Genomic DNA, 14,061 nt, shown 5'->3' with positions numbered 1-14,061 from the left:
GGAAATCAACCCTCCAACCCCTCCAGCCTCCCCGCGCCGGCCCCGCGCCCGCTCCGCGTCAGCCCTCCGCCGCCCCTCACTCCCACGGGTGACTTTTGCCAACTGAGCTGGATTCGGGGCTGGTTGCGTGGCATATGCTCCAGCTCACCACCCCAGACATGCGTCGGCCCCCGGCCGGGACTGGCATCCCGATCGAGGGCCTGACCACCGAGGAAGAAGCACCTTCCCGATGGATACCCAGAAGACTAGCGCGCGCCCCCACTCCTCCGGGCTCGTACACGTCAATGTCCGCCACACGACCCGGTACACGGTCGTCGGCAACCACCTCGCCCAGCACCGCGAGCTGTCGCTGCTCGCCAAGGGGCTGGCCCTCTACCTCCAGTCGCTGCCCGCCGGGGCGAGTGTCGGCATCAAGGCCATCGCCGCAGTACATCCCGAGAGCGAGCTGCGCATCGCGGCGGCCCTGCGGGAGCTGGAACGGCACGGATATCTGAAGCGGACCCGGGAGCGGCTCCCGGACGGGCGGTTCGTGCCGCGCACCATCTCGTACAACCGGCCGGGGGCTGACCCGGAGCCCGTACGGGAGACCCCGAGGCGCGAGAAGCGCCCCCGCCCGGCGCAGCCGCAGGCACCGGCACCCGCTCCCCCGGCACCGCCGCCACCCCCCGCGCCGCCGCTCGCGGAGCAGCACCTGCCCGCCGCCGCGCTGCTTGAGCGGCTCCGCGTACGCGAGCCCCGGCTGACGCTGGGGGCGCGGGACATCGAGCGGCTGGCGCCGGGGGTGACGGCCTGGCTGGCGCGGGGGGCCGCGCCGGAGGCGGTGTGCCGGACGCTCACGGCCGGGCTGCCCGAGCGGCTGGGCCACCCGGCCGGCCTGCTGGCCCACCGCCTCGCGAATCTCCTGCCGCCACCGCCACCGCCCCCGCCCCCGCCCCCGCCCCCGCAGCCCCTCGTCTCGCGCAGCGGCCGGATGACGTACACGTCGCCGCGCTCGCCTTTCGCGGAGTGCGGGGACTGCGGACGCCCGTTCCGGGGCGCGCCCGGCCCCGACGGCGTGTGCGCGGACTGCCGCGAGGAGCGGGAGGGGACGGGGGCGGAGGCGGTGGCCTGATCTCCCGGGGTCAGAGGATCTCGATGTCCCTGACCTGCGGCGGGCGGTGCGGGAAGGTGATCTCGGTCCAGCGGTTGATGCGCACGGAGTCGCCGTTGACGTCGTAGTAGATGAGGTCGTTGTTGCCGGTTGAGATCTTGTCGACCCACCAGCTGCCGAAGCCCATCCGGCCCTTGTTGGCGTAGCAGTCGACGCTTTCGCGACCGTCGCTGTGGGACCAGATCTTCAGGAAGCTCTCGCCGCCACGGCACTCGACGTGGTCGATGGCGTAGGCGCTGCCGGGGATGGCGATGGTGAGGGATGCCGCCGCGACGCAGGTCACGAGGGCGGAACGTACGAGCCTTGTCGACTTCTGGAGCACGATCTCTCCGTTCGGAGCTGTCAGGATCTGTTTCGGGATCTGTTCAGGCATGTCGATCGAAAGGCGCGCCGCGTGCCGCTGGACGGCGTTCGCGGTCGCACACAGGAGACTTCTACGCGATCGATGCCCAGCGCAATCAACTTCACACGGGTCGACCGAAATTGGCACCATAGAGTCTGAATCCGACATCTGATGAGTAGTTGTTGCTTTTCAGCCAGATCGGGCCAGCAGCCACCCGGCACAGGACGACCGTCTTCAGCGCCGAGGCACGCCCGTCCCGTACGCATCCGTTCACCCGGCACTGCCCTTCCGTACCTGACCTCCCCGCGTCCTGGGGTAGTAGGCAGGAGGAGGCAGCGAACCCGCGTGGAAGTGGTGTCCCATGAACGGTCCCGAGAACATGAAGCGCACCAGGGCCGACGGTGAGCGTGCGCCCGACGCCAAGCGGCCCCCGGCCCGGCCGACGGAACCGCAGGGCCTGATGGGACTCCAGGCCACGATCGGCAACGCGGCGGTCGTGCAGATGCTGCGGCAGGCCGGCCGTCTCGGGGCCCAGGACCAGGATCAGGATCCGGCCCGGGATCAGGCCCTGGATCAGGCCCGGGATCAGGCCCGGGATCCGGCCCGGAATCAGGCTCCGGATCAGGCCCAGCACCAGCACGGAGCCGGCTGCGGCCACCCGCGGAGCGAGGAGGCGCCGCCCCCGGTGCAGCGTTCCGCCGTTCACGGCGTGCTGCGCGAGCCGGGGCGGCCGCTGGACGAGGCCACCCGTACCGACATGGAGTCCCGCCTGGGCGCGGACTTCTCGGACGTCCGCATCCACACCGACAGCGCCGCGAAGGAGTCCGCCGCCGAGGTCGGCGCCCGCGCCTACACCTCCGGCAACCACGTCGTCATCGGCGACGGCGGCGCGGACCGGCACACCCTCGCGCACGAGCTGACCCACGTCATCCAGCAGCGCCAAGGGCCCGTCGCCGGAACCGACAACGGATCCGGCCTCAAGGTCTCCGACCCCTCGGACCGCTTCGAACGCGAAGCCGAGGCCAACGCCGCGCGGGCGCTGGCGGGCCCCGCACCCGACACCGTCCAGCGCGCCCGGGACGAGACGGCCGCGACCGCCGGGCCCGTGCCGACCGTGCAGCGCTACCACACACAGCAGATCAACACGGCCGGAGGAGACGCTCCCCACTTCCAGACGCAGAGCCTGATCGGCCAGCTGGGTGAGACCGACGTCCCCGGCCAGCTCCCCCTTTCCATCGACCACGCGATCACCCCCCACACGCCGACCGAAGCCGGCGCACTGGGCGTGCGCGTCTCGCAGGACCACTCGCTCGCCGTGCTGGACAGCGAGGACGAGCCGAAGGAGTTCTACGCCACCGCGGCTCGTCTCACCGAGGCCAACGCCGCCCTGGAGGCCGCCGGAAGCGCGATCCAGCTCGTGGCGGTCGGGAACACCACGATCACCGTCGACGCCGGCGGCGAGCCCAGGACCCTTCAGAAGGTGACCGCCGTCAGACGCGGCAACGCCTTCCAGGCCGAACGGTTCGCGAACCTTGTGGAGCACCAGTGCATCCGCGTCGCGGGCGGGGTCATCGGGATGGAGGTCGGGCGCAACTTCCACGGCGTCGAGAACTTCAAGCCGGCGCCCAAGAAGCACACCGCGCCTGACGGAAGGGTCTTCGAGGCGAACGAGCTCGCCGGCAGGCTGGTCGACGGTCCGGACGGCCCGGCGGAGAACGCGGCGCCCCTCGGTGAGCGCTACGGCAGGGCTCACCGGGACGGAACCCTGCAGGGCGCCCAGGAGCTCGGCGCCAACCAGCACGCGGCCCCGGCGATCGGCGAGGCGTTCGGCATCTACTCGATCGGCGACACCGGCAGGCACGACCAGAAGGACTTCGCCGCCCCGGACGACGCTCCGTTGATGGCCGTCACGTGGAACTTCCACTTCGCCGGCGTCGTCGCCCAGGCCGGTGGCGACCGCGTGACCCTGGAGAACTACACCAGGGACGACAACTTCAGCGAAGCCCTGCAGATCCTCTACAAGGACCTGGTCCTCCGCTACAAGAAAACCCTCGCGGAGAGGATCCGGGAACTCCTCGGCAAGAAGGACTACCCGTTGGAACCCGAAGGCATCGAGTTCATGGGGATGCTGAACAAGGTGGTACGGCGGGAGGCGGAGAGTGCGGGGCTCGACGCGGCCGCGGAGGCCGCGCGGCTCTCCGGGGACAGCGAGGCACCCACCCGCTGGTTCTTCCGCATGTACGGAACCGAGGAGGGCCAGTCCTTCCACGAGCAGCAGTACGGCGGCGGCCAGAACATGATCATCAACCCGCTCACCACGCGCAGCCGCAAGCCGGCGTCGGCATGACCGGGGGGCGACGGTCGGCGCGTCACGTCCTGGGCGGGCGCGGAGGGCCTCGCGATGCGTCCGGTGGCCTTCCGGCCCCGGCACGGCCTCCCCATACAGCGAACTTATGAGTCCATAGAGGGACAAGAACTGCCGGAGCGCCAGTTCCCACGTAAAGGTGTGTGGACCGTCCGCCCCCGAAGGAATCGACAGTCCCTTGAAACGCATCCGCATGACCGCCCCGGTCGCCGCCCTGGCGGCCGCCCCGATGCTGCTGACCGTGACACCCGCCGCTGCGGCGGAGGCCGCGCGACCGGCGCCCTCCGCCACGGCGGCCTCCGCTCCCCACGACGCCTCGGCCCCCGGGAAGGCCCGGACCGCCGACAAGCCGGCGACCGGAATGGCGGCGACGCTGAACGGGGTCCCGGACGAGTTCTACCCGGGCGGCGACTGGGAGGAGTTCGACCTCGTCCTGGAGAACACCACGGGGAAGCCCGTGGCCGGCGACACGTTCATCCTCACCATAGAGGTCAACACCATCTACCCCGAGCCGGGCCTCGACTCGTCGCTCATGAACATGCAGATGCGTGTCGACGGTGTCTGGCTCGACGCCGACCTTCGGATGATGGGACGCGACCGCGACGTGGACGCCTTCCTCCCGATCGGGGGCACCACGGTGGCCCCGGGGAAGACCACGTACCCGATACGGCTCAAGTTCACCGCGGACGCCCCGCTCACCAGGTTCTTCCTCGGCCCGCGGCCGAGCGAGAACGTCAACGTCGGCCCCACGGACTTCTGGGTGGAGTCGCACCTCGTCGCCCCGAAGGACCCCGGGGAGCCCAGCGAGGAGCCCAGCCGGGAACCGAGCGGCGAGCCCAGCCAGGAGCCGAGCGAGGAGCCCAGCGGGAAGCCCGACCCGGAGCCCAGCGAGGAACCCGGAAGCGGCGGGGCCTCCGGCGGCCCGTCCGGTAGGCCCACGCCCCGTCCCACGTCGAGCGCGTCCGACCAGGGCGCCGTCCCGGCCCCCGCCGACACGGCGGACCCGGGAGCGTCCGGCGGCTCCGGCACCCTCGCGCGGACCGGCGCGGGAGCCTCGTCGAACTGGGCGCTCGGCATCGGCGGCGGCGCGGTCGCGCTGGGCCTCGCCTGTCTCGCGGGCGTCGCCGCGCACCGCCGTCGCCGGCGGGCCTGAGCCCTCCCCCAGAGACCCGCGGATGCCGTGATCCCGCCAACTCCCCCACCCCTGAATCCGGTTGGTGGATCATGGCATCCGCGACACTCTGTTCGGAAGCCGAACAGGCATGACCGAAATCCGCCCTTGACGTGACCGCAAACTCTCACTGAACATTCGTCACACACAGCGCAACCGCACAGCGCAACCGCACAGCTCCAACGCCTCGTACCACCACGGTGCGAGGCGCTCGTACGTTCCGTCCCATCCCCAGTTCGGAATCCGGAGCCCCCACATGAAGCTCTCCGCGAGATTCGCCGCCGCCGCCGGAGCCTCCGTGCTCGCGCTCGGCGCGTTCGCCGGGGCGGCGCCCGCCGCCTTCGCCTCGGGCCAGGCCGTGACGCCGCCCGACATCTCCGTGACCAACGTCAAGCAGCACCTCACCGACCTCCAGGCGATCGCCACCGCCAACGGCGGCAACCGGGCCCACGGGCGCACCGGCTACAAGGCGTCGATCGACTTCGTGAAGGGCAAGCTGGACGCGGCCGGTTTCACCACCACGCTGCAGACCTTCACGTACAGCGGCGCCACCGGCTACAACCTGATAGCCGACTGGCCCGGCGGCGACCCGAATCAGGTTGTCATGTCCGGGTCGCATCTTGACTCCGTGACGGCCGGCCCCGGCATCAACGACAACGGCTCCGGCTCCGCCGCGATCCTGGAGACCGCGCTCGCCGTCTCCCGTGCCAACCTCCAGCCCACCAAGCACCTGCGCTTCGGCTGGTGGGGCGCGGAGGAGCTGGGGCTGGTCGGCTCGAAGTACTACGTCAACAACCTGCCCGCGGCGGAGCGCTCGAAGATCAGCGGCTATCTGAACTTCGACATGATCGGCTCGCCCAACCCGGGCTACTTCGTCTACGACGACGACCCCACCATCGAGCAGACCTTCAAGACGTACTTCGCCGGGATCGGCGTCCCGACCGAGATCGAGACCGAGGGCGACGGGCGCTCCGACCACGCGCCGTTCAAGAACGTGGGCATCCCGGTCGGCGGGCTCTTCTCCGGCGCGGACTACATCAAGACCGCCGCGCAGGCGCAGAAGTGGGGCGGCACCTCGGGCCAGGCGTTCGACCGCTGCTACCACGCCTCCTGCGACACGACGGCGAACATCAACGACACCGCCCTCGACCGCAACGCCGACGCCATCGCGTACGCGGTCTGGAACCTGTCGAGCGGCTCGACGACCCCGCCCACCGGCACGGTCTTCACCAACGACACGGACGTGACCGTCCCGGACAACGGCGCCGCGGTGACCTCGTCGGTGACCGTGAGCGGAGTGACGGGGAACGCGCCCGCCACCCTCGCCGTCGGTGTGAACATCGTCCACACCTACATCGGCGACCTCATCGTGGACCTCATCGCCCCCGACGGCTCGGTCTACAACCTGCACAACCGCGCCGGCGGCAGCGCCGACAACATCAACCAGACCTACACCGTCAACGCCTCCTCCGAGGTCGCCAACGGCGTCTGGAAGCTCCGCGTGCAGGACAAGGCGGCCGCCGACACCGGGTACATCAACCAGTTCAAGCTGACGTTCCCGTAGGTCCCGGGCACAGCCGGAACGCACGTCCCCACGAGTCTCCCGGGTGGGTCGGTGACCATCGCCCCCGACCCACCCGGGGTCCCAACGCGGCCGCTACTTGGCCGCGTTCGCCGTTTCCACCAGCTTCTGCGGGGTCACCGCGCCGACGTAGACCTTGCCGTCGTCCGTCATCAGAGCGTTGACGATCTTGGTCTTGAAGACCGTGCCGGAGCCGAACTTCCCGCTCACCTTGTCGCCGAGCGCGTCCAGGAAGCCCTGGACCTCCTTCGGCGCCTCGTCGGTCTTGGGCGCGGGGGCGCCGGAGTCGAGCCTGGCGATGGCGGTCCAGCCCTCGCCGACGACGTTGAAGCCGCCCTTGCCGTCGGGGCCCGCGGCCCCGCCGAGGCCGAAGTCGCCGAGCGCGCCCTCCAGGCCCTTGGGCAGCCCGTCGCGCTTCCCGCCCTCCTCGCCCGCCTTCTCGGCGGCGCCCTCGGTCACCTTCGCACCCTTGGGCGCCTTGAAGGCGAAGGCGGAGGCGTCCGGCTTGCTGAAGTCGATCTTCGTGAAGCCCGCGTCGACGACGGGCTTGCCGCCGCTGACCGAGTTCAGCGTGAACTTCAGCGGGGTGCCGGTGCCCGCGTCGACGGCGATCTTGACGGACTCGACCGTCGAGCCGGACTGCTTGGGCTTGATCACGAGCTGGTACGCGTCACGGCCGGCCACCTTGGCGGTGCCGCCGACGGTGATCGAGGTGGTGTCGCCGGCGGCCTTCAGGACCTCGTCGGCGAGCTCCTTGGGCGTCCCGGGCACGCCCTTCTCGGCCTTCTCGCCCTTCTCACCCCGGCCGCCGTCCGCCTTCTCGTGGAAGACCTCGTTGGACTTGCTGTCGTACGCCCAGACGTCGTCGCCGTTGTGGATCAGGCTGTACTCGTCGGAGCCGTCGACCAGCGTCAGCTTCTGGCGCTCGGGCCCGTCGGCGGCGAGCCGCAGGGTGTGCGAGCCCGAGACGAGCTGGGTCAGCCTGTCGGCCGGGTCGGCGGAGGAGGAGCCGGAACCGGCCCCGGCGGAGGGCAGCAGGCCCGCGAAGGAGGGCAGGCCCAGGTCGGTGCTGACGCGGAACGTGCCGGACAGGGTCTGCGTGTCCGATGCGGCGATCTTCTCGATCAGCTGCTGGGCGGTGATCTCGGGCAGGTCGGGGTCACCGGACGCGGCGAGCGCGGGGACGAGCCCGATCGTGGCCGCCGCCACTCCCGCGACGGCGACCGGGACGACGTAACGGCTCGCCTTACGCTGACGGTTTTCGTTCGTTGCCATGGTCTGCGCTACCTCCGTGGGCACCTTGGTCGATGACTCCATCTCACCAGACCCCCGCGCCCGGTACGTCAGCCCCCGGGATCAACCTGCCGTACCCCTCCAGGATGACCCGGACCCCGAGAACCCTGCCTTACGGCGGGGGCCGCGGCAGCCCGCCGGAACAACCACCGGCCCCCTCGACTACCTCCCGAAGCCCCGAGCACGGGTGGCGGGGTCCTGGACTTCAAGAGGGAACGCCGGTGCGATCCGTCTTCGCGGTCATGGCGGGACGCCAGCCTTCCGCACTGTCTACGGCAGCCGCTCACAGACTTCCATCCAACGCAGGAGGGTCGCACGCAGTGTGGGATCGAGAACGCACGACTGCATTGCAGTCAAGGCACGAACGATATTCTTCACCCGACGCAGTTCGGATATCTCGCCAATGGGGCGCGATACCCAATCGTCCGCGACCCTCGCGATCTCTTCGGGGGACCGCCCAATCACCCGAAGCGCATCCTCAGCCACTCGATCCGGATGCAAGACTTCCTGGACATCACTACCCGGGTACCGTCCGTACTCAGAAACCAGGAAGGCAAGCCGCATAACCCCCTTCCAGGAGGGAATGACCCGCAGCTCCACAGCTTCCGTGTTGCGAGTGCGGCCAACACTCCGTACTTGCGTCGACTCGAGGTCGACAGTGCGTCATTGCGCACCCGGTCCAGGGAGACCTCCACGAGCGTCTCCCACCAGCAGAACCTGGCGCCAGGATCGCCGGGCTGGCCGGCCAACAGCCAGCCCCTTTGCGCGCCTCTTTCCTCAATTGCGTCAAATGACAGATTTCTTCATCGCTAGGGCCCGACAAGTTCCACACTCACTGATTTGAGATTCGAAGCCCGAAGAATATTCCACCAGGCCCTCATCATGCCGCGCACCTCATCCAGGACCGCCCACTCCCGAGACCCCACCTACGACAACGGCGTTGTGACCCGCCGGAACAGCCGCTCGTCCTCTTCGGCCAAGTCCCAGAGCGCGGCCACCCCCGAGGCCCGCACACACCTCAATGACTCGTTCTGCCGGGCGATCTCCAACTCCAGCAGACTGCCCACCGGCCCCCCGCTGATCCCCCGGGGCCACAGCGCAGCCGCTTTCCGTCCCTGCTCGAAGCACTGCCCGAGCCGCTCCTCCCCTGCCTCTTTCACGGAGACGTAGGCGTAGAAGCCGACCAGCAAGCCCTCCCACCAGAAGCGGGCCAGAGGATGCGAGTCGGGGAACTCCTGACCCATGCGCCAGTCGGCCGAGAAGCCCGCGGCAGCCGTGGGCAGGTCCATCTCCCCGCCCAAGTGCCGGGCGAGGATGGCAAGCACACCCCGCCTGACGGTCCGCAAGGGCTCCACAGCCCCTGCTTCCCCCGCCACGGATGCCAGCGCCCCCTCTATCCGCAACGTGCTGACACAGGCCAGCGCCCCCGCCTCGGAAAAACTGAATCCAGCAACATCTAGCGATACCACTCCCACCCTCCCTCTACGAATGAATCGATTATTGATTGTTAAACACGAAGAACAGCCATTCCTCCAGCTTGCCAGCGCCTCCCGAGGGAACGTCGACACCTCCGACTTCCAGGACCTTGGCGCAATAAGTCACACAGTTCAAAGTCCGCCCGCCATCATGGATCCCGAATGTATGACCTTCCGTTGCATCCTGAAAAGCCTGCGCACGGCGCGCATTCGGCAAATGGAAGGTAATCCTAAAGGAATCCTTCGGTGCGACTCCAAAGTATTCTCCACAGGGCCTGTGCGACGCCTGGGGCATGAGGCGCATCCGGATCAGCCAGCCCAAGCCCGGTGTGATCGTCGCGCGAGGCTTCCGGCGCGAGCCGCTGGAGGCGGTGATCCGCTCACCACTCCTCGGCTCGGACGGCTCCCCAGCTTGCCGACCGGGTCAGTTCGTCTCCACCGATGACGTGCTACTCGGCTGGGACGAGGACGGCACCCCCATCGTGCTCAACCTCGCCTACTCCGCGCACGCCCTCGTCGCCGGCCTCACCCGCTCCGGCAAATCGATCACCGTCAATACCCTGCTCGCCTACGCCTCCCTCATGCGGGACGTACGCCTGATCGTGATCGACCCCAACCTCGGCGCGGTCGCGCCCTGGTGGCGTACCGCCTACAAGGTCTCCGACGCCATCCACCCCGATGAGCCGACCGACATCCTGCGCTGGGTGCGCGAGGAGATGAAGCGCCGGGAACGGCTGTTCTGGTCCGGTCACACCGACCGCATCACCGAATTCAGCCCCGAGCTGCCGCTGCTGCTCGTGGTGATCGACGAGGTGGCGAACTACACCCGACACCCCGACCGCAAGGCCCGCGAACGCTTCGAGGCGGAGCTGCTGGCCATCGCCAGCCAGGGCGCCAAGTTCGGCATCCGACTGTGGCTGCTCACCCAGAAGCCCTCCGCCGACGTGCTCACCACCGCCGTACGCACCAACCTCTCCACCCGGATCTGCCACCGCGTCGACACCATCGAGGACTTCCTGCACCTCTTCCCCGACGGCCGGGAACTGGACCTCACCGCCGCCGACCGCACCATGCCCCAGGGTGTCTCCATCGCCTCCGTCGGCGACATGCGCACCCCGGTCCGGCTGCGCTCGGTCTACCTGCCCACCGAAGCCTGCTGGCAGATCAACGACCTGATGTGCGCCGAAGGGCTCAAGGTCCGCGACCTGCCCGACCGCGTCGACCTGGACAAGGCCGCGTGACCGCCGCCTCCTGGTCCCGCTTCGCAGTGATCCCCGGCAAGGGCGTGTAGTCGCCAAACCCTCGCCCCTGCCGGGGCCTCCCTCCCCGTCCATCCACGGCACACGCGTGTGCCGCAGCGCAGAGAGGTCCCGCCAGCATGCCACCGCACAAGCCCACCGCCACAATCCCCCGCCCCGAACCAGTCACAGCAGCAATGCCCACGTTCACCGGGTACCGCGACCTGCTCGGCCTGGTCCGACAGCTGTCCTCGCTCGGCAGGTGCGCCCAGCCCATCCGGCTCGAAGGCCACCGCACCGAGATCGACGCCTTCACCGGCGAGATCCTCCGCGAGCTGAAGTCCAAGGAACTTCCCGCCGGACATCTCCTGGTCCGCTGCGGCAACCGCCGCACCACCCGCTGCCCCTCCTGTGCCGAGCTGTACCGCCAGGACACCTACCACCTCATCGCCGCCGGCCTGCGCGGCGGCAAGAACATCCCCGACCAGGTCGCCAGCCACCCCCGTGTCTTCGCCACCCTCACCGCGCCCTCGTACGGCCCCGTCCACGGCCGGCGCACCGGCGGCTCCACCCGCTGCCGCTGCGGACACACCCACACCAAGGACGACCCGCTCCTCGGTACCCCGCTCGACCCCGAGCGGTACGACTACACCGGCGCCGTGCTGTGGAACGCCCACGCCCCCGCCCTGTGGGCCCGCTTCATGCTCCACCTGCGCCGCACCATCACCGCCGCAGCCGGTGTCCCGCAACGCCTGCTCCACAAGGTCGCCCGCGTCTCGTACGCCAAGGTCGCCGAGTACCAGCAGCGCGGGCTGATCCACTTCCACGCAGTGATCCGCCTCGACGGCCCGGCAGGCCCCTACACCCCGCCGCCCGCCTGGGCCACGCCGGAACTCCTCGCCGACACGATCCGGATCGCGGCCACCCGCGCCCACATCGACGGGCCCGAGGTGAACGGCCGCGCTCTCTCCTTCGCCTTCGGCGAGCAGATCGACACCAGGATCATCCGGTCCACGGCCTTCCAGGGCGGGACCACGATCACCGAGGACAAGGTCGCCGGATACGTCGCCAAGTACGCCACCAAGGGCACCGAAGCCGCCACCGGCACTCTCGACCACCGGCTGAAGAGGATCACCGATCTCTGGTTCGAGTCCGTGCCCGAGCACGCCGCCCGCATGATCCGCACCGCCTGGGCCCTCGGCGTCCGCGAGGACCTCAAGCACCTGAACCTGCGCAAGTGGGCCCACATGCTCGGCTTCCGCGGCCACTTCTCCACCAAGACCCGCGCCTACTCCACCACCCTCGGCGCGCTCCGGGCCGCCCGCGCCGCCTGGCACCGCCGTCACACCCCTCCGCCCTCCCCGACCACCCTCGTCCTCGCCCACTGGGCCTACGACGGCACCGGCCTCACACCTGACCTCGAACGCCTCGCCGCACTCATCGGGGGTGGCCCGACGGGCGAACAGGAGGTAGCGACTCGTGCGTGACGATGAACTCCTCACCGTCCCCGAGGCCATGGCCCGACTCAAGATCGGCCGCTCCGCCCTCTACGACCTCCTGCGCACCCGCCGCCTGGCCTCGCTGACCATCGGCCGCGCCCGCCGTATCCCCGCCCACGCCCTCGCTGACTACGTTCAGCGCCACCTGGAAGAGGCCGCCTGATGACCGCCCCCAAGCGCAAGCAAGCCCGCGCCAGCGGCGAAGGCACCATCTACCAGCGCAAGGACGGCCGCTGGGAAGCAGCCGGCTACGTCCTCGCCGCCAACGGCACCCGCAAACGCGTCCGCGTCTATGGCACCACGCGGAGAGAAGCCGCGGACAAACTCGCCGAGAAGATCGCCGACAGCAACCGCGGTCTCCCCGTCGCCACCGCCGACAGCACTGTCGGCGACTACCTCACGTACTGGCTGAACGGCGTCGCCGTCCACCGGCTCCGCGAGAACACCCACACCCGCTACGCCGCCTGCATCCGCCTTCACCTCGTCCCCGGCCTCGGCACCAAGAAGGTCGCGAGGCTGACCGCCAAGGACGTCCGCACCTTCCTCGACCGGCTCCGCACCACCTGCCAGTGCTGCACCAAGGAAATCGACACCGAACGGAAGAAGTGCTGCGCCATCGGCGAGTGCTGCCAGAAGCAGCTGTCCCCCTCGACCGTGACCTACGTGCACTCGGTCCTCAAGTCGGCACTGGAACATGCTGTCCGGGAGGACGAGCTGCCCCGAAACGTCGCCCGGAACGTCAAGACCACTGCGCACCGGCCCAGGCGCTTCCAGCCCCTCACTGCGACAGAGGCTCGCAAGTTCCTCGACGCAGCCCGCGCCGACCGGCTCCACGCGCTGTACGAACTCGCCCTCCGCACAGGACTCCGCAAGGGCGAACTCCTCGGCCTCCACTGGGAAGACCTCGACCTCACCACTGGAACGGCCAGCATCCGGCGCTCGCTCCAGCGCACCCGCACCAGCGGACTCACCTACCTGCCCACCAAGACCCGGGCATCCGAACGACGCATCGCCCTTCCCAGCGAGTGCGTCCACTCGTTGAAGGAACACCGGGAAGGTCAGGAAGGAGAACGCGAAGCGGCAGAGAAGGGCTGGAAGAACAACGGCCTCGTCTTCACCACACAGGCAGGTGGGCCCATCGATCCCGCGAACCTCAATCGCAGCTTCCGTGCCCTCCTCGATCGGGCAGGGCTCCGCCGCATCCGCTTCCACGACCTACGGCACTCCACCGCCACCCTGCTCCTGGAGCAAGGCGTCGAACTCGTCGTGATCAAAGAGCTCCTCGGCCACGCCCACATCGGCGTCACCGCCACAGTCTACGCCCACGTCAGACTCCGCCTCCAGCGCAACGCCATCGACCTACTCAGCCATGCTCTCCAGCTCTCGAACGAGGCCACCTGCCAACGCGACGACCGCGACGAGCCACCGCTCCGTGCAGCCCCCATCCGCTGACGTTGCCGTCAACTACTGCCGTCAAAGGCCCCAACACACACGAGAGGCCCCACCAGAATCAATCTCGGTGGGGCCTCTCACATTTTTCCGCTATTGGTCAGTCCAGCGCCACATTCCAAACGCCGAATATCTCAACAAAATCCGGAGTTCGCATGATCAGAATCGGCGATCCTGACCTGGCAGACAGTAGCTCGTCGACGATGCTGCGCGCCCTGGCCGAACCGAGCCCGCCAGATACCGGCCAAACGTAGCCGCTCTGACCATTCCCTCCGAACTCTTCACACAGGATTGAGCTATCCGAACCCGGAATGGCCCAGAGGGCGAAAAGTCGATCGTCGAGAATCTCAGTTTCCAGCCGCTCTGCGAACAGTTTGAAGTACCAGCAGGCGTCGCCGCTCTCACGCCTCACGATCCCTTCGATTGGCCCATCACGCCAATCGAAGATGACCAGAACCTGCAGCTGGTCAAGCTGTTCTGTCGAACTCTCGCTCAC

The 14,061-nt window shown here is 69.0% G+C and carries 12 protein-coding genes; 8 read left to right on the top strand and 4 right to left on the bottom strand.

The features are described 5' to 3' along the window. Positions 1 to 229: 229 nt before the first annotated feature. On the top strand, positions 230 to 1,111 hold the full coding sequence (locus ACZ6J5_RS01835) for a helix-turn-helix domain-containing protein (protein WP_469386635.1): 882 nt from the start codon (positions 230 to 232) through the stop codon (positions 1,109 to 1,111). Positions 1,112 to 1,121: 10 nt separating this feature from the next. Here ACZ6J5_RS01835 and ACZ6J5_RS01830 read toward each other — a convergent pair whose 3' ends face one another. Continuing rightward, positions 1,122 to 1,472: a beta/gamma crystallin domain-containing protein gene (locus ACZ6J5_RS01830; protein ID WP_469387414.1), complete on the bottom strand. Its 351-nt coding sequence runs from the start codon at positions 1,470 to 1,472 to the stop codon at positions 1,122 to 1,124. Positions 1,473 to 1,854: 382 nt separating this feature from the next. Here ACZ6J5_RS01830 and ACZ6J5_RS01825 point away from each other — a divergent pair, with 382 nt between their 5' ends. From ACZ6J5_RS01825 to ACZ6J5_RS01815, 3 genes are all read left to right on the top strand, one after another. Continuing rightward, positions 1,855 to 3,840, top strand: a complete 1,986-nt coding sequence (locus ACZ6J5_RS01825) for an eCIS core domain-containing protein (protein ID WP_469386633.1) — start codon at positions 1,855 to 1,857, stop codon at positions 3,838 to 3,840. A gap of 196 nt (positions 3,841 to 4,036) precedes the next feature. After that, a complete protein-coding gene (locus tag ACZ6J5_RS01820; protein ID WP_469386631.1) occupies positions 4,037 to 5,011 on the top strand; it encodes a hypothetical protein in 975 nt (324 codons plus the stop codon). Between the two features lie 274 nt (positions 5,012 to 5,285). Beyond that, entirely contained in the window at positions 5,286 to 6,593 is a 1,308-nt protein-coding gene (locus ACZ6J5_RS01815) for a M28 family metallopeptidase (protein ID WP_469386629.1), read from the top strand. Positions 6,594 to 6,686: 93 nt separating this feature from the next. Here the strand turns inward: ACZ6J5_RS01815 and ACZ6J5_RS01810 are convergent, their stop codons facing one another. Together ACZ6J5_RS01810 and ACZ6J5_RS01805 are read right to left on the bottom strand one after the other, a co-directional pair. Then, entirely contained in the window at positions 6,687 to 7,886 is a 1,200-nt protein-coding gene (locus ACZ6J5_RS01810; protein WP_469386627.1) for a LolA family protein, read from the bottom strand. Positions 7,887 to 8,830: 944 nt separating this feature from the next. After that, positions 8,831 to 9,229, bottom strand: a complete 399-nt coding sequence (locus tag ACZ6J5_RS01805; protein WP_469386626.1) for a hypothetical protein — start codon at positions 9,227 to 9,229, stop codon at positions 8,831 to 8,833. A 443-nt stretch (positions 9,230 to 9,672) separates the two neighbouring features. Here ACZ6J5_RS01805 and ACZ6J5_RS01800 point away from each other — a divergent pair, with 443 nt between their 5' ends. The 4 genes from ACZ6J5_RS01800 to ACZ6J5_RS01785 all read left to right on the top strand — a co-directional run bounded on the left by ACZ6J5_RS01800 (position 9,673) and on the right by ACZ6J5_RS01785 (position 13,568). Next, positions 9,673 to 10,620, top strand: coding sequence for an FtsK/SpoIIIE domain-containing protein (locus ACZ6J5_RS01800; RefSeq protein WP_469386624.1), 948 nt, complete (start codon positions 9,673 to 9,675; stop codon positions 10,618 to 10,620). 194 nt (positions 10,621 to 10,814) lie between these two features. Next, positions 10,815 to 12,104 (top strand): replication initiator, encoded by a 1,290-nt coding sequence (locus ACZ6J5_RS01795; RefSeq protein WP_469386622.1) that lies wholly within the window; start codon positions 10,815 to 10,817, stop codon positions 12,102 to 12,104. Beyond that, on the top strand, positions 12,097 to 12,279 hold the full coding sequence (locus ACZ6J5_RS01790) for a helix-turn-helix domain-containing protein (RefSeq protein ID WP_043409963.1): 183 nt from the start codon (positions 12,097 to 12,099) through the stop codon (positions 12,277 to 12,279). Before ACZ6J5_RS01795 ends, ACZ6J5_RS01790 begins: the two co-directional genes overlap by 8 nt. Continuing rightward, positions 12,279 to 13,568, top strand: coding sequence for a tyrosine-type recombinase/integrase (locus ACZ6J5_RS01785; protein ID WP_469386619.1), 1,290 nt, complete (start codon positions 12,279 to 12,281; stop codon positions 13,566 to 13,568). The genes ACZ6J5_RS01790 and ACZ6J5_RS01785 overlap by 1 nt, the downstream gene beginning before the upstream one ends. A 97-nt stretch (positions 13,569 to 13,665) precedes the next feature. Here ACZ6J5_RS01785 and ACZ6J5_RS01780 read toward each other — a convergent pair whose 3' ends face one another. Further along, complete coding sequence (locus ACZ6J5_RS01780) at positions 13,666 to 14,061, bottom strand: hypothetical protein (RefSeq protein WP_469386618.1); 396 nt, start codon at positions 14,059 to 14,061, stop codon at positions 13,666 to 13,668.

The sequence above is a fragment of the Streptomyces sp. NPDC042100 genome (assembly GCF_055582325.1).
Note: the sequence above shows the minus strand (reverse complement) of the source record. Positions and strands in the feature narration are given on the sequence as shown.

Coding starts and splice junctions, on each gene's coding strand:
- ACZ6J5_RS01835 (WP_469386635.1), top strand. CDS start 230: ATGGATACCCAGAAGACTAGCGCGCGCCCCCACTCCTCCGGGCTCGTA.
- ACZ6J5_RS01800 (WP_469386624.1), top strand. CDS start 9,673: ATGAGGCGCATCCGGATCAGCCAGCCCAAGCCCGGTGTGATCGTCGCG.
- ACZ6J5_RS01785 (WP_469386619.1), top strand. CDS start 12,279: ATGACCGCCCCCAAGCGCAAGCAAGCCCGCGCCAGCGGCGAAGGCACC.
- ACZ6J5_RS01810 (WP_469386627.1), bottom strand. CDS start 7,886: ATGGCAACGAACGAAAACCGTCAGCGTAAGGCGAGCCGTTACGTCGTC.
- ACZ6J5_RS01815 (WP_469386629.1), top strand. CDS start 5,286: ATGAAGCTCTCCGCGAGATTCGCCGCCGCCGCCGGAGCCTCCGTGCTC.
- ACZ6J5_RS01825 (WP_469386633.1), top strand. CDS start 1,855: ATGAACGGTCCCGAGAACATGAAGCGCACCAGGGCCGACGGTGAGCGT.
- ACZ6J5_RS01795 (WP_469386622.1), top strand. CDS start 10,815: ATGCCCACGTTCACCGGGTACCGCGACCTGCTCGGCCTGGTCCGACAG.